General features: G+C 39.3%; 19 protein-coding genes. 14 read left to right on the top strand and 5 right to left on the bottom strand.

Annotation, left to right across the window (positions count from 1 at the left end):
• The first annotated feature begins 320 nt into the window (after positions 1-320).
• On the top strand, positions 321-596 hold the full coding sequence (locus A33Q_RS04095; protein ID WP_009035917.1) for a DUF6520 family protein: 276 nt from the start codon (positions 321-323) through the stop codon (positions 594-596).
• A gap of 46 nt (positions 597-642) precedes the next feature.
• Here the strand turns inward: A33Q_RS04095 and A33Q_RS04090 are convergent, their stop codons facing one another.
• The 4 genes from A33Q_RS04090 to A33Q_RS22090 form a co-directional block, all read right to left on the bottom strand.
• Positions 643-2,016 carry a RagB/SusD family nutrient uptake outer membrane protein gene (locus tag A33Q_RS04090; protein ID WP_009035918.1) on the bottom strand — a complete coding sequence of 458 codons (1,374 nt, stop codon included), beginning with the start codon at positions 2,014-2,016 and terminating at the stop codon, positions 643-645.
• Between the two features lie 192 nt (positions 2,017-2,208).
• Positions 2,209-5,403: a SusC/RagA family TonB-linked outer membrane protein gene (locus A33Q_RS04085; protein WP_009035919.1), complete on the bottom strand. Its 3,195-nt coding sequence runs from the start codon at positions 5,401-5,403 to the stop codon at positions 2,209-2,211.
• Between the two features lie 10 nt (positions 5,404-5,413).
• Positions 5,414-7,735: a TlpA family protein disulfide reductase gene (locus A33Q_RS04080; protein ID WP_040489870.1), complete on the bottom strand. Its 2,322-nt coding sequence runs from the start codon at positions 7,733-7,735 to the stop codon at positions 5,414-5,416.
• Between the two features lie 357 nt (positions 7,736-8,092).
• Positions 8,093-8,248: a hypothetical protein gene (locus tag A33Q_RS22090; RefSeq protein WP_160169333.1), complete on the bottom strand. Its 156-nt coding sequence runs from the start codon at positions 8,246-8,248 to the stop codon at positions 8,093-8,095.
• A gap of 343 nt (positions 8,249-8,591) precedes the next feature.
• On the opposite strand from A33Q_RS22090, the gene A33Q_RS04070 reads away from it, so the two are divergent.
• The 6 genes from A33Q_RS04070 (at position 8,592) to cas6 (A33Q_RS04045) (ending at position 15,222) form a co-directional block, all read left to right on the top strand.
• Entirely contained in the window at positions 8,592-9,128 is a 537-nt protein-coding gene (locus A33Q_RS04070; protein ID WP_009035922.1) for a helix-turn-helix domain-containing protein, read from the top strand.
• Between the two features lie 491 nt (positions 9,129-9,619).
• Positions 9,620-10,888 (top strand): STAS-like domain-containing protein, encoded by a 1,269-nt coding sequence (locus A33Q_RS04060; RefSeq protein WP_009035924.1) that lies wholly within the window; start codon positions 9,620-9,622, stop codon positions 10,886-10,888.
• Positions 10,889-11,176: 288 nt separating this feature from the next.
• A complete protein-coding gene (locus tag A33Q_RS04055; RefSeq protein WP_009035925.1) occupies positions 11,177-11,956 on the top strand; it encodes a DUF5677 domain-containing protein in 780 nt (259 codons plus the stop codon).
• A 725-nt stretch (positions 11,957-12,681) separates the two neighbouring features.
• Positions 12,682-12,849, top strand: a complete 168-nt coding sequence (locus tag A33Q_RS22085; protein ID WP_016254637.1) for a hypothetical protein — start codon at positions 12,682-12,684, stop codon at positions 12,847-12,849.
• Positions 12,842-13,444 carry a zeta toxin family protein gene (locus tag A33Q_RS04050; protein ID WP_009035926.1) on the top strand — a complete coding sequence of 201 codons (603 nt, stop codon included), beginning with the start codon at positions 12,842-12,844 and terminating at the stop codon, positions 13,442-13,444. Before A33Q_RS22085 ends, A33Q_RS04050 begins: the two co-directional genes overlap by 8 nt.
• A 986-nt stretch (positions 13,445-14,430) precedes the next feature.
• Positions 14,431-15,222, top strand: coding sequence for a CRISPR-associated endoribonuclease Cas6 (cas6, locus tag A33Q_RS04045; RefSeq protein WP_009035927.1), 792 nt, complete (start codon positions 14,431-14,433; stop codon positions 15,220-15,222).
• A gap of 207 nt (positions 15,223-15,429) precedes the next feature.
• On the opposite strand, the gene A33Q_RS04035 is transcribed toward cas6 (A33Q_RS04045), so the two are convergent.
• Positions 15,430-15,957: a hypothetical protein gene (locus A33Q_RS04035; protein ID WP_152527375.1), complete on the bottom strand. Its 528-nt coding sequence runs from the start codon at positions 15,955-15,957 to the stop codon at positions 15,430-15,432.
• A 153-nt stretch (positions 15,958-16,110) separates the two neighbouring features.
• Between A33Q_RS04035 and cas6 (A33Q_RS04030) the strand changes: the two genes are divergently transcribed.
• The 7 genes from cas6 (A33Q_RS04030) (at position 16,111) to A33Q_RS21755 (ending at position 23,650) form a co-directional block, all read left to right on the top strand.
• Positions 16,111-16,767 (top strand): CRISPR-associated endoribonuclease Cas6, encoded by a 657-nt coding sequence (cas6, locus tag A33Q_RS04030; RefSeq protein WP_009035929.1) that lies wholly within the window; start codon positions 16,111-16,113, stop codon positions 16,765-16,767.
• A 5-nt stretch (positions 16,768-16,772) separates the two neighbouring features.
• Entirely contained in the window at positions 16,773-17,333 is a 561-nt protein-coding gene (locus A33Q_RS04025) for a hypothetical protein (RefSeq protein ID WP_009035930.1), read from the top strand.
• The gene (locus tag A33Q_RS04020; protein ID WP_009035931.1) at positions 17,330-19,462 is read left to right on the top strand and encodes a CRISPR-associated helicase/endonuclease Cas3; all 2,133 of its coding nucleotides are present in this window, start codon (positions 17,330-17,332) and stop codon (positions 19,460-19,462) included. The genes A33Q_RS04025 and A33Q_RS04020 overlap by 4 nt, the downstream gene beginning before the upstream one ends.
• Before the next feature lie 10 nt (positions 19,463-19,472).
• Positions 19,473-20,843, top strand: a complete 1,371-nt coding sequence (locus A33Q_RS04015) for a hypothetical protein (protein WP_009035932.1) — start codon at positions 19,473-19,475, stop codon at positions 20,841-20,843.
• Positions 20,844-20,873: 30 nt separating this feature from the next.
• Positions 20,874-21,977, top strand: a complete 1,104-nt coding sequence (locus tag A33Q_RS04010) for a hypothetical protein (protein ID WP_009035933.1) — start codon at positions 20,874-20,876, stop codon at positions 21,975-21,977.
• Between the two features lie 66 nt (positions 21,978-22,043).
• Positions 22,044-23,447: a hypothetical protein gene (locus A33Q_RS04005; RefSeq protein ID WP_009035934.1), complete on the top strand. Its 1,404-nt coding sequence runs from the start codon at positions 22,044-22,046 to the stop codon at positions 23,445-23,447.
• Between the two features lie 35 nt (positions 23,448-23,482).
• A complete protein-coding gene (locus tag A33Q_RS21755) occupies positions 23,483-23,650 on the top strand; it encodes a Dna2/Cas4 domain-containing protein (RefSeq protein ID WP_235062772.1) in 168 nt (55 codons plus the stop codon).
• Positions 23,651-23,664: the final 14 nt, after the last annotated feature.

Genomic DNA, 23,664 nt, shown 5'->3' with positions numbered 1-23,664 from the left:
AGGAAGAGAAATAGTGAGATGAAAATAGGAAGAGAGTGAGTAGTAATTAGTGAAAAGTGAATAGTTAGGAATCCGTCACGCCTTAACATTTAACATTATAACCATTAACATTTCGTCGGTTCATATTTTGAACAATTTGTCATAAAAAAAGGAAAGGAGGTAAACAAAAAACAGTCAGAAAACAACAGAAAGTAAGCTCACCAGGTGACAGGCTTTCAACTGCAGGGGTAAGAAACCGGCCATCCCTCTCCAAAGGTCAATAGGTCTAAAGATCTCAGATCAGAACAGCCGGGATTTCTTTCACAAAATCATATAAAGTTATGAATACTAAATTAAAAATCCTGCTACGCGCAGGAGTATTCTCGTTAGCTGCGGTATTTGCATTTGCATTTACCCAGCCTGTAGATTCCTTCCAGCCAAAATATGGCTTGTTTGGTGGACAGTGGTATGATGCCACAGGCGCCACAGAAGGAGTCGAGTACGAATGTAACCTTGTTGAAGAGGAAGTTTGTACAAGATCTGCTCCAAATCAAGGAGCCCCAATCGTTGAAAACGGGGAGTTTATGCCTTTATCATTAACTCCTATCGAGGATTAAACAGGAAGAAAAGGTGGGGCCACTTAGCCCCGCCCTTTCATTCATCTTATTCCCTTTTATTTTGTTCCAGCCCACCCAGTTCTATGTCATTTTCCGGTATGGGCAAAGCATAGTTTACACTATTCGGCTCCAATCTGTATACCTGCCCTCCAGCTTCCCTGACCAATGTTTTGGCCCTGGAAGGCTCTTGGTTGTACCTTCTCAGATCCATCCACCGGGTTGGCCTAAAGCACAAGGTTTTCCTTCTTTCAACTATTACCCTTTCAAGTATTTCAAGGTCATCGGAAAACCCTACTGGAACGAAATATTCCGGATCAAACCTTTTCTCAAGCAGCTCATTGAGGTAATCCACAGCCTCCTCTCCCCTTCCAAGACGGGCCAGACTTTCAGCTAAATTCAGGTATACTTCATCCATGGCCAAACCTGTAAACCAGCTCGTTTGACCTGAGTAGTTTCCATTAAAATTAAAGCCTGAAGGTACTGCTCTGAAAAACACCTCTTTTCTCAGGTCACCTTCACCATAAAGATCGAAAACCTCATCACTTACCAAAGTTTCGGGAGAAAATGAAAGGGAACCTGTACCTGCTGACTGGTGAAATATCAGCTCTGTATTTGAGGTGAATGGTATGGGTATGATCAGGTTAGAATTGATTTGGGAGTAGTCCATCAATCCGTTGCCAAGGGCAATGGCATTGGAAGCATAAGTTACCGCAGCATCAAAGTCTCCTGCTATCATGCTCAACCGGGCCAGCAGTGCATTTGCTGAAACTTTGGAGGGTCTTGTAATCACATCGATTCTATCGGGTAAGAGCTCCAGGGCTTCCCTAAGGTCATCCATTATCAACTGAAAAGTCTCTTCAAGACTTGATCTTTGAACCTGAATGTTGATATTACTGCTTTTTCTTAATGGAAGACCCAGATTTGCCGATGCAGTAGATGGGTTATAGGGTAGACAAAAGATCTCCATCAGGTGATGAAAAGCAAAAGACCTGTAAAACAAGGCCCTTCCTATAATCTCCTGCTTCTGAATTGACTCCTGTGAAGTTTTCGGCTCTATACTTTCGATCCTGTCCAAAACAAGGTTTGCATTGAATACCTGTTGGTAGGTAATGGACCAATCTGAAAAATTGGGCACCCCTACCATAAGCTCTTTGTCCCAGGTATACATTTGCCTGTCCAATATTGTTCTGATAGCAAATCCATTTTCACTAAGCCTTATGTCATCTGCACTGATGATGGCCCCACTTGGACCTGTATTCATCCTTCTCAAAACTGAATCATCCAGCAAGCCCTGGAGTTCATCAAGGGAGCGGGGAACAACCATGCTGATGTCAGGTTTTTCATCCAAAAACTCCGTACATCCCGCTATGAGCCAGATCAGGCAAATCATCGGCAAGCTTTTTTTCCAATATGTTTTCATTTTATTCCTGTTTTATTGTTTGGTATTTCATTAAAATATCCGGCAGAGATCTGACGCCAATTGGTATCCGGCCAGGCAGTTCCGTCACCTTATGTGTATCCGAAAGCTACATTTGGGTTCATTATCAACATTTACCTTATGAGAAATCAAAGGCCGGTTTTCAATCAGCTTCCTACCCCCACCGGAATTTCATTATAGGTTTACATTCACTCCCAAGGTAAATGACCTCATAGGTCTGACCGTCCTGAAGTCAGGATCTATAGGCAGGTCGGTGGCCTTCCAGAGAATCCCAAGGTTGTTCAGGTAAACAAAAACTTCCAACCTGTCCAGTTTTAGTTTTGAAGGTGATTGAAGGGTATAGGCTATCCTGATATCCTGAAGTCTGATATGATCCCCTTTTTCTATAAGTGCATCTGAATTCTGAAAAAGCCTGGCACTGTTATCGTCATATGCTGTGGGAAGGGACGGTACATCCGTCACCAATTCATCTCCGGGGTTCTGCCATCTCCTTTCATAATCAGAATGGGTTATCCAGCCATTGAGCAGGTTGAAATAACTCAAAGTAGGTCTTCTGAAAACATAGCCCATCCTGTAACTGATATTGGCCGAAAGTGAGAAGTTCTTCCAAGTAAAATCATTCCTAAGGGCTCCGAATACCGTAGGCCTGCCATAACCCTGGAAAATCAGGTCATCTATTTCCGTGCTGCTGATCACGGCACCGGCATTGGTACTGGGCTCTCCGTTCAAAAACCCACGCGGGTTTCCTGTATCAGGATCCAGACCTGCATAGGGAACTGTATAGACTGCGTGTAAAGGAAAACCTTCTCTTGGAGTGGGATCTACAGGACCTCCCGAGCCATAGTCAAAGTAAGAACGCGCAGAAGTAATACCTTCAAAATCAGTCACCTCTTCCTTGTTTATAGAAAGAAAGAAATTGGTATTCCAGCCAAACTGCCTTCTCCTGTCAATATTCACAGATGTGAGATTGATATCCCATCCCCGGGTGACCATACTTGAGAAATTCCCGGTAAAAGAAGTAAATCCCGTATTACTGGGAAAAGGGATGGTACCTATCAGGTCAATACCGTTCTTTGAATAATATTCCACATTACCCATCAACCTTCCCCCTTTGGTTTCGAAGTCCATGGCAAGGTTAACTATCCCAATTCTTTCCCATCTCAGATCAGGGTTACCGGGATTGTTCAAAGCAAGATATGGGAGGTTACCTATATTGGATGCCTGTCTGATAAATGCGGTAGGAAATGCACTCAAGGAAGAATTGACATTACCGTTGTAACCATAGGTACTCCTCAGCCTCAGAAATGGAACTGCCTCCCAGTTATAAAAACTTTCCTCACTGATATTCCAGTTGAGCCCGGCAGACCATAGCGGCACCAGCCTTTGGTTGGCATTGACACCAAAAATATTGGATCCGTCCTGCCTCGCACTGAGGCTCAGCACGAACCTGTTGTCATAGGTATAGCCAAAATTGGCATATCCTGACACAAAGCGGTTCACTGTCCCGGTTACTCCCTGAAGCCTTGGAATGCTGGAAAACGAGAGACTGGAAGACCTTTGGAAAAACGGAAGGTAATCCACCGGGAGACTGGCTCCTGTTTCGGAATCATATCCATACCAGCGGTTGGTATTGCCAACAGTTCTTAAATCTTTGACCTCAGCTCCAGCGATGGCACTCAGGAAACCTTTTTCTCCCAATTTCCCATTGTACTTCAGTTGGGCCCTGAAATGGTGACTTTCTGCATTAATATCAGTGTAGTCCCTTACACCACCTATAGGAATATTTCTTACCGGATTGCCATTGGCTGCAAAGGTGGTAAAGTCATTGACAAGGTCACGTGCAAAAAAACTGTCCTCCCTTCTGAGCTGTTCGCTGCCTGAGGTATTTGACCAATACTGGTGCATCAGCTCCGCTTCCATTCCTTCAAAAATCCTGTAAGACAAACCCGTATTCAGCCTGAAATCATTCTGCCTGAAATGATCTCTTGTCCTTCCGATTTCATCAAGGGGTACAAAGCTCCAGTCCAAAAACCCGTTATCCATTGCGCTCTCGGCAAATCTCCTGTTGATTCCTCTGATCGTAGCCAGGTTATTTCCTTGCTCATCCCTTAATGGTTCATACATATAAAGGGAGGTAGGAACTCCTGTCTCTGAAATCCTTGAACTTTGGGTGATGTAAATCCCGGAACTGATTTTGAGCCTGTTTTGTGCAAGACTGAAATTGTTCTGGGCACCAAGGGTAAACCTGCTGTCTGAACGGGTGACAATTTCCTGTCTGTTTCCATCAAACCCTGCAGAAACACTGTAATCATGGTTTTCTGATCCTCCTCTTACTCCCAGGCTGTACTGCTGTCTTACCTGAGGCCTATAAATGTACCTTTCCAGATCCCTCCTGATGTCTGAGTTTCTATATCGGCCTATTATGTTTTCTGCTTCTGCTGAACTGATCAGCCCATCCCTTTCCTTGATCAGGGTTTCCACAACCGGAGAAAGTGTGAGGTTGCCCGCATTGTTTTCCCGGTCTGTAAACTGGCCTCTTTCAAACAACATGCGCTCTGCATCTATAAATGAGCCTATAGACATAAAATCTTCATAGAAAAGATCTCTGGGTTCAATCACAGTGGTATTTGCATTGATACTCACTTTTGGGCCCATTCCTTTTTTGCCTTTTTTGGTAGTGATCACCACTACTCCATTGCCTGCCTGGGCTCCCCAGATGGAAGCCGATGCAGCATCCCTAAGTACAGTGATACTTTCCACATCATTGGGGTTGATGTTTTCCAATGGACCGTCATAGGGAAAATTATCTATGACAACCAGAGGCCTGGCATCCGAAAACAGGGTTGATGTTCCCCTGATGGAAAAATCATTTTCCCTTCCCGGCACATCCCTGTTGAAGATCAGGCCTGGGGTCACATCTTCGAGCCTGTCAAGAATATTGGTACTGATTCTTCTGTTTACCAGTTCATTGTCCACCTGTACAAAAGAACCTGTAGCCCTTTCTTTGGGGATATCCTGATATCCCGTAGAAAACACTTCCACTTCTGTCAGGCCCAAAGCGTCTTCAGATAGTCTGATTTCCAGATTCTCTGCAGCCGTAGAAGGTACCCTGATTTCAATTTCCTGAGAAGTGAATCCTATGGAGGAGACCAACAGTACATAATTTCCCTCTTCCAGTCTTAAGGTGAAATTTCCTTCCATATCCGTGATGGTTCCCAGGTTGGTTCCTTTTACCACAATGGAAGCACCGATAGCCGGCAATTCATCAGTTGAAAGTATGATACTTCCCCTGACATTCGGTTCTGATTGCTGGGCATGGGAAATCCCCCATACCAGCAGCAATACTGCTAAGTAGAGCACTTTTTTCATAGGTATTTGTTTATGGTGTTTGGTTAATTGTATCAGAAATAAGCTGGATTACAGCTTCATGATCCTTTCTCAGGCCTGTAGTTTCAACAATTTTACCTTCCCTGTTGAGAAGTACCTGGCTGGGGAATCCCTGAAAGGAAAAATACTTGACCAAGGGATGGTCCGAACCCATACCCCCTGTATACAGATGGGTGGTTCCCTGAGGGGCATACTTCCCTCCTTCTATACTTTTAAGCCATTTTTCACGGTCAGTATCCACGGATACTCCCAGAAAAACCACTTCTTCGCTGTCTTCAAAATGATGTTCTACAGGAGTCAGCACATTCCCGTTGTAGAGCACACAGGCATGGCATCCGGTAAACCAAAAATCCACAAACACCACTTTCCCTCTAAAGTCATCCAGTCCAACCTCTCTCCCATCTTCAGCTGTGAGTTTATATCCCGGGACTTCATTTCCTTTTGTTTTTCCTTCTACAAAGTTTCTCAGCAATTCAATGGAAGTACTGTCTTCCATCACAGAAAATGCGGTTTCCAAGTACTCTTCCTTTTTGACGATCACAGGATAAAACCTCATGATAAATTTTGAAATCATCCTGTCCCGTAAGTAACTGTTTTCGATGGCCAGTACTTCATCAAATGCCCGGGTCCTTTTGGAATAAGATCCTGCCAGGTATTTTTCAAGTAGGTAGTCTGTATAGAAAGGTGCGCTCAAAATAAGCTCCTGATCGTAATCAATACCGGGAAGAGAAGGCAGGGCCTTTAAAAAAACCTCTGACCAGGCATCCCTGTCATCTTTCCGGTTGATATTGAAATTAAATGTCTTGGGAAAGAGCAGTTTGCCAAGCTGGTTGATCTCCAAAAGTTCCAGGAACTCACTGTCCAGAACCCCTTTATAACTCTCGATAATATCAAAATATGCATGTCCTTCTATTTCCTTTTCAAGTGTTTCCCTGTAGTGATCCAGCCTTTTTTCCTTTGGATAGGGAACAAAGCTTCTGACCCCATATTCAGGCTCCCTGGAATCTGTCCCTGCCTCCAGAAACGCCTCCATGTCTTCTACCACTAAGTTTGCGGGGCTCTCAGCAAGATCGACGAGCTTGGCTTCATCCAGTTCCTTCTGGATTTTGTATTTATCGGCATTTGGACCCAAAAACACAAGTCTGTTCCGGAAGGTATCCATGAAAAATCCAACTGTATCTCCTGGAGTGATGATAAAGTCTGAAAACAATGTCCCATGAGCTTTGGAAGTTAGCCGGCCAAAAGCATACCCTTTGATGTCTTTGGTAGTGTGGCTGAAGGTGATGTTTCCGGGCAGTCCATAGTATCCATCCCCTGAAGAGACCGGTATCTGATATATGGTGGGTGCAGGTTTCTTGACCAGGCTACCCATATAATCTTCATAGATGGCAAGCTCCAGCGTATCGGAAGAAACTTTGGCAAGTATCTCCCCATATATTACCAAGGGAGCTTGGGTTCTATTTCCCTTATCATCCTGTGCAGGGCTGGGAAAACAAAACAAAGAAAGAATCAAACCCATCCCGAGCAGCCTCTTCGGCTTGATATAAGAAGGCACGCAGACATGCCTGCTGCCGTCTTTGAGGGAGTGGTTTCTATAAGCCAGCCCCTTGATGCGGACCTTGGCTGAGCGGAGGGAGATGATGAGTAATCTTTCCCTGATCAAGTCAATGGCAGTATTTAAAATTTGACATTTAGGGAAATGAAATGACCGTGGGTGTACGTCATCCTGATCCGGAGCTTGCGGAGGTGAAAGCCTGTCCCGCAGAATTGCGGGGGATCTACCTACTCCCAAAGGAAGGAGACTCTTCGCTTCACTCAGAGTGACGGTCCCTACAATTCTGTCAATGGCAGTGTTTATAATCTGGCTTTTACAGCGTGGAAATGACCGTCGGTGTACGTCATCCTGATCCGGAGCTTGCGGAGGTGAAGGATCTCCTTCCCTTAAGAGTGGGAGATTCTTCACTACGTTCAGAATGACGGTCCCTACATTTCTCTCATAGGTACCCCGCACAGTTACTGCCAGAGAAGCCAGCCAGAGTACTGCAATTAGACTTCTGGGGTACTTGGCCCCCAGGGAAGTCACCGCTCGGAGGCGGACATAGGCAGGACAGGATTCCGGAGGGTAGAACACATTGTAGAGGGTCTTTTTGATCAACCGGATCGGGGAAAAAGCCCTCCGTACGGGAGAGGGCGGGGAGTCCTCCCCTGCCCTTTTCCCTTTGGGGTGAGCCACAACTCCCTTGCGGATGCCGTATGATTTGCTTCGGTATAGGCATAGGAATGCCAGGTAGCATAATTTTAGGTATTGCTTCATTTGATAAAATTTTAGATATGTTTGAAATAGAGTTTTGTAGACGAGGGATAGATTGTACGAAGTACAAAGTACCAAGTACCATGACCCTCTTAGACACGAGAATCGAGAGACAAGAAGAGTCCATTAAGCAGGCTTTTGACCTACTTTTAGGAGAGTAGACAATGGAAAGCCCCTACAACAGGCCAATCCATAATGGTCTAAGCGCCATTGTCTATGATCTAGAATATAGACTACAGCATCTCAAACCTGTCTTGTGTCTCGCATCTTATGTCTTGCGTCTTATTCTCAGGTCGGCCTAAAAGAATGTCTTTGGCGTTTGGAGGTTTCGTATGCCCACCTGGTAGGAAAATCGGTTTGTCAAACCGGGGATTTGATGATGTTACGTTGGATCTCTTTGAGAGAGATGATTCTACCGATCTGATAAGGGGAAGTGCAAGCGGTACCCTCCACCCTGCTTGCCAGGGAGTGCGCTGCTCGCGCAAAAAGATCGATGTGTGAAATGCTCGCTTTCATGGTTTATCATATAAAAAGTCCATTAAAGAGTCCTCTCAAAAAGTAGAGAGGTGAACATATCTCTTATAATTTGTTGCACGGCACGTAGGAAGCCTTAACTCCAAAGAGTCTCTTGAAACAAAATTACAAAGAGATAGCCCACCTCTATATTGTAAATATAGCGGATGGGCTTCTACTCTATGTCCATTGTTTCAAGAAATTTCCTACGTTTCTGCAACTGGACTAGGTTAGATGCCTAATAATCAATTATTTTCTTAATTGACATTGCTAATATAGCAATTTGTAACCACAAGCAAAACAAAAACCCAAAAAATGATGACAAAATTATTATTGACTTTGTCAAATGGGTTTAATAGATAGAAAAACAATTGATTTAAAGCAACTTGCCAAAAATCTAAAATCATTGAGAGAGCAAGCAAATTTATCAATATTAGGCTTACATGTACTTAGTGGTTTTTCAGATGACCACCTTAGGCAACTAGAAAAGTTAAACAATAGTGTGGTTCCTAATTCAAGTACCCTATTTGATCTGGCAACTATTTACAATGTGAAAATTGATGATCTCATAAATGAAAAGGAAATTTCATTAGGTGAGGAACTAAGCCATTTAGAGAACTTTTTTTCAAATAATATAAACTCACCAAATTATCTATATGATAAAAATTTTTTACCTAGCTTCATTAAAACCAAAGTTTTAAAATTACCTGGAATGAAGTCTGGCATGCGCGTTTCCGAAATAATTAAAGCTTTCCCTGACAAAACGTTAAATAGTAAAGATCTTTCTAGAGAGCTTAATAGACTATATAGAAAAGGGGAAATAGAAAGGTTTGATAAAACTGGTAAAAGTTCTGTTTTCTATTTTAAATTAAAAACCAATTAGCTATTCTTTGAATCTAATTTTTCAATTAAGTAAAATGCTTTTTACTTTTTGCCTTGATGCAAAAAGTAGCCAAAAAATCAAGAATTTCGAATTCCCGAGAAAATCAGGACAGGCTCTATCCACGCTCAAGGCCTGCGCTGGCCCGGTCGAAATTCATCCCGCCCTCCAAATTTTCAATTTACAGTTAAGAGTAAAGTTGAGGGTTTGGATCTTAAGGTCCACTTTGCAAAGGTCCGGATATTTTTTGATTGTGCTACAAATAAGAAACTCTCAATTATTCAACATTTATCCTAAAACGACAAATATTATAACGATTTTGAGTCGGTTTTTGATGAAATTACCCTGTACAGGGTATTTTTTGGGAGCGTTGGAATGAGTAGGTTTGGGGATAATTAATTAGGAAATATCCGCAACTTATTGCGCTATTAGTTCCATATGGCATACCAAACGCAATAAACTTCGCAAAGAGAACTGTTAGCATTAATATTAAAATGAGATATAGACCTACAACATATTTTAAAAATCATAATTGCGCTGTCTATGACAACGTACTTAGACCATATAATTTAACAAATAAAAGATTAATACCAGAAGTGATTAATGGATTGAAAAGACTCCATTTTAAATTTGGACATAAAAAAATAGTTATTGATTTAGCAGGAGTTGAAAAAGTTTTTCCGTATCCTGCTGTTCCTGTAGCTGGATATATTCACTATTTTAAAGAAAAACTGGGAGTAGATTTTGAGTTTATTAATGTACCAACGTATTTAAGAAAAATTCACTTTTTAAGTCCTGATGATATAACCAAAACAACAACAGGTATTGGAACAAATTTTTTAGATAGAGTTTGGTTATTCCATTCCTCTGACGATGTACACTCTTTAGTAAATGGCTTTTTGGCAAGTATTAGGAAAAGTACAACCGTTGAAGATGGAATTTTGCAAGCTTGTGAATGGGGTTTAAATGAAATAATGGATAATGTCATCCAGCACTCTACAGAAGATACAGGCTTTATAATGGGACAAGTTTTAAAGGATAGTCAAATACTCAAAGTTTCAATTTTTGATTATGGTCAGGGGATATTTCAGTCACTAAGAAACACCGCATATCGACCTCGAAATGCAAGTGATGCGATTTCATTATCTGTTCAAGAGGGTGTAACTAGGGATAAAAAAATAGGTCAAGGGAATGGTATGTGGGGACTTTATAATATTATTAATTTAAATGATGGAGCATTACAAATTATATCAGGTAAAGGAGGATTAAACTTTATAAATCGAAAAAAGGAAACGGAATCATATCAAAATATTATAATGTTAAATCAACATAAACAATCCACAGCAATTAATTTCGATATAAAACTTTCCAACCCAATTTCTATGAAAGAGGCACTTGGAGGTTATGAGCCGATAGACATGTTTATTGAAAACTTGGAGGATGATTTTGATCGAATCGTATATAAAATAATTGAGCAATCCTCAGGCACTGGAACTAGACAGTCAGGATTTAGGATTAAAAACGAACTAATAAATATATATAAGTCGGCAAAAAAGCCAGTCATAATTGATTTCGAAGGAGTAGGAATAATTGCTTCATCGTTTGCTGACGAATTGATCGGAAAACTAATTTCAGAACTTGGTCTTTTTCAGTTTCAAGCAGCGTTTCCTATGAAAAATATGAATCCAACTGTTCAAGCTATTGTTCAAAGATCGGTTAGTCAGAGATTGGCTCAAAATTTAAATACTAATGCTAACATTTAGCCCACTAGAGAAAAGCCCTCGAAAAAAAGCCCTGATAGGAGAAAAAATCTATCAGGGCTTTTTGCTAGTGGCTGTTGACTGACATCCGCAAGGTGAAGGGTTCGTTAGGTGGAATAGTAGGTTGATTGGTGGATTTTAGGAAGCGGTTGTTTTGAGCCGCCCCTTTGGTTCAAGACTTAGTCTTGGATCATACTATTATAACGGAAAGCAACCTTAATTAGATGCTTTCTTTTATAAAGGAAAGCAAAACGTTGTGCAGCAGCATAAAAAGACAAACAAGGAAGTAACATGAAAACAAAAGAAGATATTACAAAATTAGCTTTACAAGTAGCTGAAACCTCAAATCTCATTCTTGAATCATTAAATAAAAAAATCAAACCAGACTTTAAGGATTCATATCTATTGGGAATTCTATCAAGGTCAGCAGTTATAAACTACGATATCAATCAAATTCTATCAAAAAACAATCATAATTTACACACATCTGTATTCATCTTGCTTAGGTGCTTGCTTGACGATTTTATTCATATCCTGCATTTATTACAAAATAATTTTGAAGAAGAAGAAATAGTTAAAATTGCTGCTTCTGCTCATAGACAAAGATTTAAAACTTTAGAAGAGTCGAGAAAGATAAATTATAAATTTTTTGGTGGAGAAAATAATCAACTACAAACACAATCCAGAGAAGATGAATTGAAAGAAGAATTTCTACAAAACCCTAACAATGATATTTTTTTTCAGGAAAAATCAGAATTTAAGTTTAAAAAATTTAAAACTGTGCAGCAGTTAGTTGATAACCTTCCTGAAACAGAAATAGGCCAAGCTAATGTACATGCATTTATATTGTGGAAGTTTTTATCACAGTACATTCACTTTTCGAACCTCACATTTTACATGGAAAATCAGGAAGAAACAAGAAAAATTGAAATAGCCCAATTAGAAGAGGTTTTATTCTATTGTTATAAAACTATAGTTTGTGCATTTGATGAATTAAAAAAGAGGCATGAGTTTTTAGAATGGAAAGACCCACATAATTTAAATGATTATTTTAATAGTTTATCAGTCTGAAAAATAAATTGCCGCCTGCACAATCGAGGTACAGTCTTAAATTCCAAGTAACCTTTAAAGGTTTCTATTAAATCTACAATAGCGAAAAGAGGGCTTCAGGCGATTCGTTGCACGGAAGTTCATCTACTGTAGGACTGGTTTTCTCGAGTGCTAAGCTTACTTGATCCGACTTAGACTTTCCAGGACATATTGGATTTTTATCTTTTTCTGGATTTGATAAGTCCCTAAAGAGTGCCAGAAGATCCGGAATATCTCCCCTCCTATTTTAGGGGGTCAATATCATCCGGAATAGCCGTTGAATCCGGCACTTTATGCCATGTTAACTTCTGAAAAACATTCCGGAATTAAAGGGCAAATCCCGGATTCGGGACAGGTGATGCTCCCTAATATACAATGTGGAAATTAACTTTTTGAGGAATTGAAATGTCAAACATTTAAACACAAGCTTTCCGAAAATCCATATTTGCTATCTTTCATTATTCCCAATATTTACCAGTATTTTAATTTGCTGGCGTTTTTTTGATTTATATAGATGAAATCCCCTGCATATAATCCGCAAATAGAACTGCGCCAATTTAGTTAATTAAGAATCTACCACCTATAATCCCTAAGAGGCACGCCTCCTTGTTAAGCAAATCACTTATCTTTACTGAATTAAAATTCAGAGTTCTTGAATGGTATGGTTTTAGTGAATAAATTTGAATGGATATTTGTTAATTTGAAGTATGTGTAAAGAAAAATTAATCACGGGTATCAAAGTTGCTCAACAAATGAGTAAGGCAAGGAATATTCTAAATAGTCAAGTAATTCCAAGAGAAGAGTTATTCCAAATTCGGAAAAAAGAGGGCAAACTAAGTCAGGAGCTTATTACAGCTTTAAAGACAAATGCCTGATTTGACAGTAATAGCAGGATGCAATGGTGCTGGTAAATCAACCTTTGCAACATCATTCTTACCTGAGGGGTTAATCTCATTTGATTATGATAGGATTTTTCAGGAGCATTACAACAGCCTTCCAGACAGTGAATTGAGAGAAAAATTTGCAAAAGACCAGACCACAAAGGAGTTTGAAAAGTTGATTGAAGAATCAATTTCCAAAAGAGCAGACTTTTGCTACGAGACTAATTTTGATTCATACCCCATTTTTTGGCCTCAGAAATTTAAAGAGTACGGCTATCAACTGAATTTAATTTTTTTCTGCTTGGCTAACCAAAATATCGCTAAACATAGAATTCAAGTCCGTACAGAATTTAAAGGACATTTTGTGGATAATAAAACCATTGAGTTGAAATGGAAAGCTGGCTACAAAAATTTAAATATACATTATAATTTTTTTGATAATGTTTTACTTGTGGATAATTCAAATCAAAACGAAGTATATACCAACATTTTGCAAATTGAAAAAGGTAATTTGGTACTTATGATGGATAACCTGCCCCCTTATTTCAGTCACAGGTTACCTGAAATTTATAAACTTATCTGTATTTAATAATTCATCGGAGCATTAACTTACCCGAATTTCGTGATTAGTTTATTGATTTAGAATTAATTATAGTATTCTGTAGCTTAGACTATCCACAATTTGACTAATACTGTAAGCTCCTCCCTATCTCCCCTACCCCAAAGCTTCATCAAGGTTGTGGATACTGGGACTTTTGGATGGGTACTAGACTTAACAGACACTTTTGTAATCGGCAAATAGAAACACACCATATTTGGCAACAAGTATGCACCACTGATAATCTCAAATCCTATTTCATCTTTTAATAACCTAAAATCATTAATGCGGATTGAATTAAAAAAGCCGTTAGTAACCTTGATTTTTGGTAGACATAATTTATTTTTAGTAGGGAATGGTTGGTCCCTGTAAAATCGTGAGGATGAATTTGGAATAAGAAAGTAGAGTAACCCACCTAAAATTGATAGTTGCAGTAGTTTGAATTACCCATAAAGAACTCCTTCCGGGGAGTTCTTTTTATTGAAAGGACTGGTAAAATTACCTTGTACAGGGTGTTTTATGGGAGGGGGGGGGGAATGGTAGGAGATTGATCTTATACTTTTTGCCTTGATGCAAAAAGTAACAAAAAGATCAAGAATTCCGAATCCTATCAACCCACAAACCAACCGCCGGCCCGGTCGGAATTCGTTCCCGCCCTCCAAAGTTTCAATTTACAGTTAAGAGTAAAGTTGAGGGTTTGGATTTTTGGATTTACCGTGAAAGGATCCTGATATTTTTTAATTGTGTTTCTAACAAAAGACTCTCAATTATTCGATTTTTATCCTAAAACGACAAATATTATAACGATTTTAAGTCAGTTTATGGTAAAATTACCCTGTACAGGGGATTGACTACTATTCATTTATTTTAAATCTTACAACCTGCCTTTTTTGTAAAGAAATTAAAGACAGACAATACATGTCAAACTTTTGATAAATAAAATCTTAGCGACTAGCTTGAACAAAAAATGTAAGCCTATGCGATTCCGGATTTATATCAACAAAACAGGTAAAGAGAGTTTCTTACCGATCAATTATCAGTATGAACTTTCTGCTGCTATATATAAGACCATTGATCGGGCAGATAGTGAGTTCAGTAAGTTTTTGCATGAGGAGGGGTATTTGGCTTATGGCAAAAAGTTTAGACTTTTCACTTTCTCAAGGATATTTTTCGAGCAGTTTAAGGTAATCAAAGATGCAGGACGTATCCATCACCAAGGAAATGCTGCCTTCTTTGAGATCAGTTTCCTGGTTGACAAAGCCGCTGAAGAATTCATAAAGGGGCTGTTTTTAGATCAGGAATTTGTATTAGGTGACAAAATCAGCAGGGCATTTTACCAGGTAAGTTCCATCGAGGCAGTACAGCCTCCTTTGTTTAAGGAAAATATGAGGTACAGATGTCTTTCACCTGTGTTCCTCCGCAGAAAAAGGTCTGGTGGCGGAGAAGATTACCTCCATCCGGAAAACAGTGACTATGGAATTCTTTTAATGCAAAACCTGCTTTCAAAATCCAAAGCTTATGAATTGGCCAATCAATGGGATGAATCCCCTATCGGAAACCCAATCCCTGACTTTGAATTTACTCCTATTGGCAGGGTTTTCAAGAATGGGGTCAAAATCAAACAACTGACCGAAAAAGAAACCCAACTTATAGGCTACAGCTTTGAATTTGAGTTAAAAGCTCCTGTTGAGCTGCATGAGATCGGCTACCACGCAGGATTTGGACATTTAGGCAGTCAGGGCTTTGGCTGTGTGGGGGTGAAAAGTTAATTCTTCAAGGTAAGGAAAAAAAAAAAAATGAAAAGAACTTCACATTACAATCAACAATCATTCGAAATTTTCTTCTTAAAAATACGATCAGCCTTTTCTTGGATGTCGATTTTAAGTTTTTCAATCCTGCTTTTCATAAGACGATCTATTTCCAATGACCTCTCAAGTGAGATTTCTCCTTTTGGAAGATTTCTATCGTCAAAGCTATTAGGAATGTGTTTTTTGGACATAATTGATATCAAAGGAATTGAAAAACAATACCCAAATATAATGAAAAAACTTCAATTCCAATTCTGTATAAGTAATTTGATTTTGAGCTTTCAACTTCTCCAATTCTGTCCGCGCATGAGACTGACATACATTAAAAAGATTCAAAATTTGATCATCTTCAAAAGAAAACCCCCAAGTAAGACCTGGTCTTTGAACTTCAAATATAAAATCTGGTGTAGTTACAACAAGCTTGGAAATATTATGAAAAACTGCCATTTGAATATCTTCAAAGGAAAAAGAAGTATTCATCGGGTGGTTATGAACAACTACACTATCAGCCAACTGAAACAAATATCCCATGGGAATATTTACATGCTTGTCAGTGCCCTTAAATCGAAGAATCTGTTTGTTATTTTTAAAAACATAAAGATGTTCTTCCTTATCAAACCTGATTTTCTTAATGGCCTGTTGAATGGATTTAACTTCATCTCTTGGGAGAGGATAGTGGTATTCTTCTTTCATCATATTCAATTCTTTGAAATAAAAGAACCCGGGGTAATCCCCGGGAGAAATCAGGGTCGATTAAGTTCAAATTACAGTACTAATTTTTAAATTCCAATTGATTTCATTTCAAATTTAAAAATAAAAATTTTAAATTACAGTACTAATTGGAAAATTATGCGAATACACATTAAACTTAGCCAAAATACTGAATTAGTTCCTTTTGATTATCAAAGAAGTCTTGTTGGCACATTTCATAAATGGCTTGGAGAAAATCATGTTCACGATGCTATTTCTCTATATTCTTTATCATGGCTGATGGGTGGTAGAATTGATAAAAAAGGTTTTGATTTTAAAAATGGTGCCTATTGGCAAATCAGTTCTTACGATACTGCTTTGATTAAAACACTTATCAAAGGAATACAAAACGACCCTGAATTGAATTTTGGAATGAGTGTCAGAGAAGTATCGATTATGGAGGATCCTAGAGTTGAGCCCATTCAACGGTTTTTCTTAAACAGTCCCATTTTCATCAAAAGGAAATTAGAAGAAAGAGTGCATCATTATACATTTTCTGATGCTGACTCAGGCCTTTACATGACTCAAACCCTCCAAGAGAAACTCGAAAATGCAGGTCTCGACCCAAAGGGTGTAAAGGTCTATTTTGACTCCACATATCAAAAACCAAGTACCAAGATGATCAATTACAATGGCATCAAATGCAGAGCGAGTATGTGTCCTGTAATTATCGAGGGCAGTGAAGAACAGCTCAAATTTGCTTGGAACGTGGGTATTGGGAATAGTACTGGAATTGGATTTGGCTCTTTAAAATAATAGATATGACATATTATGTAATAAAATATTCTGGCCCCTTTGGTTTTATTAAACCTTGGACGGCAGTGAGGGATGAACTGACTTATTCGCAAACATTTCTTTCTCCATCTACTGTAAAGGGGATAAGTCAAAAACTGTTTGGTTTAGGGGAAGTAAATCGAATAAAGCGATATCGGTTACAATTTGATGTAATCTCAGAACAACAAGAGCAAACTTGGGCTCCCTTGCGGAAAGTGAGTAAAAAGGCTGGTGTAAAATCACTCAATAATGGTATTCTAACTAGAGGTGTTCTTTTAAATCCTGAGTTGTTCTTGGCTTTCACCAGTCTGGAGGATGCCGAGAATGCCATCGAGCAACATCTTTGCTTATGTAGAAATGAGGATGTCCTTCTGCCTAATTATGAATTTGGTGTTGAAGAAATTTTAGAAAATGATTTTAATAATCTGCCTGGTTTTGAACTTCTACCTTCTGATGATCCCAACGATATCCCAGCAGGACGCGATCGGTATGAGGAAGGTGCACCCATGACTTACGGACAACTCTATATTAAAGAACCTGCCTCATGAAACCTAAGCTGTTTGCTAAATCAGTTCACTATGGTGCAATCCCGCTGGAAGATCATCTTCGTGCAGTAGGTGATACTGCTTTTGCTTTTGCTGAAACATTTGGATTGGATAAGGAAATAGCTAAGACTGGAGGATTATTGCATGATCTAGGTAAAGCTCACCCTTATTTTCAAAATGTAACACTTGGAGATCAATTGCCAACACCTACTCAGCAACGTAGGTTTGGTAGTCGTCCACCTTTCCGGCATGAAATCAGTTCATTGTTGTTTTTGCCACTTTTCATTAAGGATTTATGGCCCCCTTTAACAGAAATGATTGTGGGACACCATAAGTCAATTGACGCAGATCGTGGAATTCTCACACTTGACAGCAATTTAGATGAAGCACTCACAGAATTACACCTAGGTGAATGGGAGGAATGGAGTCCGGCAGCACTGGAAGTATTGGCTAAGTTGGGTATTGCCACAAAAAAAGTTTCAAGAGAGGAAGCCGAAAATGCTTTGGAATGGGTAATAGATTATTGCGACCAAACCGATACTGGTTGGAGTGAGTGGAGAGGCCTTCTAATGGCTGCAGATCATTTTATTTCTGCTACTGAAGGAAAGCTGAATAAGAAAGAACTACCGTTATTCAAATCTCCTGACACCACTGCATTTAAGCGAACTTCCTCATTGTTTCCTCTATCTCTTCTACCAGCAGATATACCAGAAAAGCATACTTTACTAGTGGCACCAACTGGGGCTGGAAAAACTGATTACCTGCTAAGGCGTTGTAAAAACAGATTGTTTTACATCCTTCCTTTTCAGGCTTCCATCAATTCAATGTATGATCGCCTTAAAGCTGCTATGCCATCAGATGATATTCGTATTCAACATGGTTCATCTAAATTGGTTGACTTGGAACAAGGTGATGAATATGCGGCTATATTACAGCCACATTGCGGAGCAGGAGCTAAGGTCATGACCCCTTTTCAACTGGCATCTATCGTTTTCGGAAGTTTCGGCTTTGAAGCTCAGATTCTGGATGTCCGAGGTACGGACGTGATCCTTGATGAAATCCATACTTATTCAGATGGTGCCCAGGCAATAGTTATGGCATTGGTTGATCGACTAGTGAAATTGGAATGTCGGGTTCATATTGGAACCGCAACTATGCCAAGCGCACTTTATAACGAGTTAAAGAAAGTCCTAAATAGAGGAGGTGGTGTTGCAGAGGTTTCCCTTAGCCCCAAGGATCTTAGTACTTATGATCGTCATATAGTTCATAAAATATCAAACGAAGATTGGCTTGATGTTTTGAAGGAGGCCATGTCCATGGAAGAAAAGGAAAAGGTTCTAATTGTATTCAATACCGTAAAAGGAGCGCAGGACGCTTATAAGATTGTTGAAAAGGAGTTTTCTACCGTAAATAAATTGCTAATCCACAGTCGATTCAAGAGGCAAGATCGAAATGATCGCGAAGCTCAATTAATGGCTATGGAAAGTTCAGATGATAGGTGTATTCTGGTAAGTACCCAGGTAGTGGAAGTCAGTCTGGACATCAGTTTTGACCGTATGATTACAGAAGCTGCTCCTATTGATGCATTGATTCAACGTTTTGGAAGAGTAAATAGAAGAAGAACTAATGCGGAAAAACGACTGCTCAAACCAGTTCATGTACTTGAGCCAAGCGAAAACACACTTCCTTACAAGAAAAAAATAGTTGCTGAAAGTTTTGAACTTCTACCTAGTGGTGGGTCATTGAAAGTTACTGAACTACAATGTATGCTTGATCAGGTATATCCAGAAGTAGATATGCAGGGCATCGAAACATACATCGCATGGAGAGAAGAAGATTTTCGGTATAAAAAACTCTCCAATGTACATGGTCAACCATTGCTCGATATTCTTGAAATGGACAGTGATGTATGTATTCTAGGTGCTGATCAGAAAGCCTATGAAGAAGCAAATTGGATAGAGCGAACAAAGTTGGAAATTCCAGTAAATGGAAAATCTTTACGCCCTTATCGTCAACATTACCCAAGGTTAGAGAATGTTGGAAACGCTCCTTTGGTCATACATGATGAAGGGGTACTTGAGTTATATCAGAATTTGGGATTAGTTTTGAAAGACCCTGATAATATTTGGTAAATAAAAAGTTATGAACACAATATATATTGGAAAACTACTTTTGAAAATCCTTAGCGAGGACAGAGGGAAGTCAATAGATGCACACATTTTCTTTGAAGAAGAATTCTGGCCGGTGATGTTTAATGCTCCTGATACGAAACACCTAATGCAGGTACATAACTCCGCGTTCTTCCAGGGATCTTATGTGTCTGAAGCAAAAGAATTGAACATTGAAGTCCCCTTGCATCGGAAAAATAAATTTCAGATTCAACTTCAGGAAGTAGCTTCAGGTAAAGATAAGGTATCAGGTAGTATTGGCGTGGGCTTTATGGCAAGTGAACCAGAAAAAATCACCTATGGACAGGTTACTGATTTGCCCAATCGATTTACAGAAGAAGAACTTCTTTGTTCTTGGTTTGGTGGAGCCTTAGGAATTGGGTTTGGGGGAGGTTTCGATTTTTTAAGTACGGATCCAGAGCTAATCCGCTTTATATTCAGCGGCTGGCATTATTATCGTAAACTCATTGAGGAAACCCCCAATCTCAAGGGGCGACAAATCGAAACCTGGAATGGGTTATGGTTACTTTATGGGTTAGAGCAAAGAAATAATCCCCAGAAAGCATATGATTCCGTCAGTCAGAAGATTGGTAAAGCTCTTAATACAACTAAAAGTGTTGTAAAACTAGACCGCCCAGAATGGAGTGATCAATTATTAACTCTAGCAAAGTCTTATGGTGGTAAAGAGTCCTTAACTCTACATGGGTACAGTTTTGGAAGTTACAACAAGACTTTAGGTTATATGCTGGTTCAGCTTCCAAAAGTCAGGAAATTTTCACAACTCTTTGATCATTTTGTAGCACAAGAAACTGAAATAAAAAGTCTGGCCTTGCAGGAGGTTTTTAAGGCACATTACTCAATGCAACTTGCTGCAAGATTTGGAAAGCTTGGTTTAAGAGCGCTTACACCAAAGGATATTTCCAAGCATCTGGGAAGAGACGCTCCAACAATTTCCAATCTACAGAAAGAATTTCAAAAAGATCCCTATCAATTCATCATTTATAAATCATGGATAATCGCTATGCTAAACAACGAAGAAATACATGAATTGGCTGAGAAATTAGCCAAAGCTCTTCTCGAATATAAAAATCGAGGAACAGACAAAATCTCTACCCACGGAGATAAAAATAAAAACATTGAACGCCTTTGGGAAAAGAGACATCCTTCGCCTTTTATTGACAGGTTGACTGATATTGTGGATGAAACACCTCAGCCTCCTGAAATTTTCAAGCATGTTAGTAAAGCTGTTGCAAATAAAATGACTCCAGATCAGTTTCAGTTATTTCAAAGCTTACTGAGGTTTGAATACACCTATAGTATCAGAAAAGAAACAAACGAATCGTAAAACATTATTTACAACTTAAAATCAAAAACCATGAGAAATTATCTCTTTATACGCGGATTGCGAAGAGCTGATCATACTGTATTTGCTGTAGCAGATAGTCAGAAAACCTATCGTGAACCACAATTTGGTCGTGAGTTACCATATTCAAGTGGACAACAAGTAAAACGATCAATATTGGATACAATGGTTAGACAAATGGGGATCAGCAGGGCTCCCGTACAATTTCAGTACAAGCTCGATAAGAAGGATTTGAAAAAGGCATCTCCTGTGGAGGATATTGCTTTGCAACAATTAGACCCGAGAAATGTTGATGAATTGTTAGGTGGGTGGATGAAAGCAACAGGAAAGGGCACAAAAAAAGAGGATGATGAGTATTTGGGTGTGATCAAAAGGAGAAGTCCTCTAAGTATATCCGCTTTGCATCCCTTGCATCCTTTATTAGCCAGTACAGAAAGGGAAAAGGCTATATCTTTTGACCGTACGGATGATGGTGGTTCTAGTGTTAGGCTTCTCGACCATGAAGGTAATCTTATGACTAAAGAAGAGATGCTTGCCTATTTGGACAATCATGATCTTACCCTTCGTAAGGCAAAGTATATTGATTCAAGGAAAGCAAATCGAGCTTACGGTCTATTTATCTATGATATAGCCATAGATATTGAAAGATTGTTTGCTGTATCGATTGATGAAACACAACCTGAGGTAGAGCCAAAACGTCAGCAGAAACTTCGTGAAGAAGGTTGGATTGAAGGTGTTAATACTTATGGTCCATGTTTAATAGCCCCAAAAGAAATACGTGATAAAGTCATTCCCGCATTAGCTGAAGCTTTAGTAGAATGGCATATTGTCAGCAACCAAGCAACAAAATATTCACCTATGGAAACTTTAGCTGTGTCTATTTCAGAAAAAGCTAATCAAGTGAATGCTGCAATACGCGCTAAATTGGAAACTAATGAGAATGGCCGACCCATAGCTACACCTATATTAGATAATCGTGTTGGCGAGCTTTACATCTACCTGCCTGCTGAGAGTTATGTAAATGGAGCAAATCCATCTGCAACGGCTTTGGAAGATGCAAAGGCTTCAATTTTAAAGAAATTGGAAGCCTTTGATTACGAAAATCAAATCGCTTAATTTTTAAAGGCACCTTCTTTGATAAGTATCTAAAAGAAGGTGCTTTTTCATCCACCCTCTCCTCCCATGTTTGACCAATTCTACCAGCAAGCTTCCGATCAGCTCAAACTTTCATTTCTCAATACTATACTTGAGCAAGATGAACAGCTTAAAGAGCAATTTATCAACTTTTACCTCAAGCCAAAGGACAAACAGCTGGTGCTGACGGTGTCAGATCCAGATGATTTCATATTGGCCAGTAAGGACCTGATTGTTGAAGCCCTTGAGACTATTGTGTTCAATGAGCCAGATTGGGCCAATTATTTACCGCGTCACAATGGGTATATTCCGGATTACGAAGCTATGGAACACATGGCAGAAGATGAAATCGGCCGAATCATTGGTCTTCATATAGCAGAAGTCGAAAGATATTGTTCCATAAAACATTTTGATCTGGCATTTTTGTATATGATAAGCATCTATAAGGCATGCTTGGAAGCGGAAATCGAGGATGATTATGGTTCTGTTCCAGACCCCTTACAAACCATGCTCCAAGAATTTGAAAATCATTTGCAAAGCTGTCTTCCTATTTTCAAGGCTATTCAAATTCCCGAAGATCAGCTTTTCACCATAGCAACTGTTCTATTTGATCAGCATACTGAATTAGATGCTAAAGATTCCCATTTTCTGTTATTTTTTGAGGCATGTTTATACAGCCTGATTCACTCTGGCTCGGAAGCTAGTATCCTACTCGATGTCATTGAAGGGAAAAACAAAGCAACACATTTATCATGGTTGTACACCGAACTACATAGAAAAACCGGGGGGATTGAAAGCTACGAAAAAGCAGCACTAAATTATTATCAATCGAGTGGACATGTGGCACTAGATCTTTTGGACCTATACAAATCTACTGACAGCAACAAGTTCAGGGACATCGCCAAAAAATTATGGATTAATGGATTATTTCGTCATGAATGTGCTGAAATGTACTTTGAAGTTCTCAATCCAAATGAAGACCCAAACTTATACCTAGAGGTCACACTGTACTTGATTAAGATGAACTTCTCCAAAAAATATTACAAAATCATCAAAGAACTGATGACAGAGGATGATCGGATGATTTTTTTGAAATCACTCCAAAACGATCACCCTGCCTATATCACAGCTTTGTGTATGGAAGGAAAATATGGTGAAGCTCATAAACATGCACTTCACCATACGAACAGGTGGAATATCATCGAAACAATGACTCCTTGCTTAGAACATGACCCTGAGCAAGCTATAGTCACCCTTGCACAGAAGGTAGAAGAACTCCTTCTCGACGAACGAGGAAGAAATTTCTATGCGAGAGTAGCTACAATACTAAAGATTGCTAAAGATATACCAGCCATTCAAAATCAAACAGAAGTGCTGATAAATAGAATAGTCTATGCCAACGGTCTCTTAAGTGCATTAAAAGGTGAATTGAGAGTCGCTGGAGTTATTTGATCAACTCAAAAAGATTCCTTTTTAATTTATTGATTTTGTCTACTAAACTTATGAACATCACCGGAACACATATAGCCTACCTCCACACCTGCTTTAGGAAACTTTGGCTATTTGCCAATGGAATTCAAATGGAACATACTTCACAAGTAGTGGCTGAAGGAAAATTAATCGCTGAGACCACCTATTTGGACAGAGATGGATAATACGGTTCGATTTG

It is taken from the genome of Indibacter alkaliphilus LW1, from assembly GCF_000295935.2.
GTDB classification, from domain to species: domain Bacteria; phylum Bacteroidota; class Bacteroidia; order Cytophagales; family Cyclobacteriaceae; genus Indibacter; species Indibacter alkaliphilus.
Note: the sequence above shows the minus strand (reverse complement) of the source record. Positions and strands in the feature narration are given on the sequence as shown.

Coding starts and splice junctions, on each gene's coding strand:
- A33Q_RS04080 (WP_040489870.1), bottom strand. CDS start 7,735: ATGAAGCAATACCTAAAATTATGCTACCTGGCATTCCTATGCCTATAC.
- A33Q_RS04025 (WP_009035930.1), top strand. CDS start 16,773: ATGACATATTATGTAATAAAATATTCTGGCCCCTTTGGTTTTATTAAA.
- cas6 (WP_009035927.1), top strand. CDS start 14,431: ATGCGATTCCGGATTTATATCAACAAAACAGGTAAAGAGAGTTTCTTA.
- A33Q_RS04090 (WP_009035918.1), bottom strand. CDS start 2,016: ATGAAAACATATTGGAAAAAAAGCTTGCCGATGATTTGCCTGATCTGG.
- A33Q_RS04010 (WP_009035933.1), top strand. CDS start 20,874: ATGAGAAATTATCTCTTTATACGCGGATTGCGAAGAGCTGATCATACT.
- A33Q_RS04020 (WP_009035931.1), top strand. CDS start 17,330: ATGAAACCTAAGCTGTTTGCTAAATCAGTTCACTATGGTGCAATCCCG.
- A33Q_RS04015 (WP_009035932.1), top strand. CDS start 19,473: ATGAACACAATATATATTGGAAAACTACTTTTGAAAATCCTTAGCGAG.
- cas6 (WP_009035929.1), top strand. CDS start 16,111: ATGCGAATACACATTAAACTTAGCCAAAATACTGAATTAGTTCCTTTT.
- A33Q_RS04055 (WP_009035925.1), top strand. CDS start 11,177: ATGAAAACAAAAGAAGATATTACAAAATTAGCTTTACAAGTAGCTGAA.
- A33Q_RS04005 (WP_009035934.1), top strand. CDS start 22,044: ATGTTTGACCAATTCTACCAGCAAGCTTCCGATCAGCTCAAACTTTCA.
- A33Q_RS04060 (WP_009035924.1), top strand. CDS start 9,620: ATGAGATATAGACCTACAACATATTTTAAAAATCATAATTGCGCTGTC.
- A33Q_RS04070 (WP_009035922.1), top strand. CDS start 8,592: ATGGGTTTAATAGATAGAAAAACAATTGATTTAAAGCAACTTGCCAAA.
- A33Q_RS04035 (WP_152527375.1), bottom strand. CDS start 15,957: ATGATGAAAGAAGAATACCACTATCCTCTCCCAAGAGATGAAGTTAAA.
- A33Q_RS04085 (WP_009035919.1), bottom strand. CDS start 5,403: ATGAAAAAAGTGCTCTACTTAGCAGTATTGCTGCTGGTATGGGGGATT.
- A33Q_RS22085 (WP_016254637.1), top strand. CDS start 12,682: ATGTGTAAAGAAAAATTAATCACGGGTATCAAAGTTGCTCAACAAATG.
- A33Q_RS22090 (WP_160169333.1), bottom strand. CDS start 8,248: ATGAAAGCGAGCATTTCACACATCGATCTTTTTGCGCGAGCAGCGCAC.
- A33Q_RS04095 (WP_009035917.1), top strand. CDS start 321: ATGAATACTAAATTAAAAATCCTGCTACGCGCAGGAGTATTCTCGTTA.
- A33Q_RS04050 (WP_009035926.1), top strand. CDS start 12,842: ATGCCTGATTTGACAGTAATAGCAGGATGCAATGGTGCTGGTAAATCA.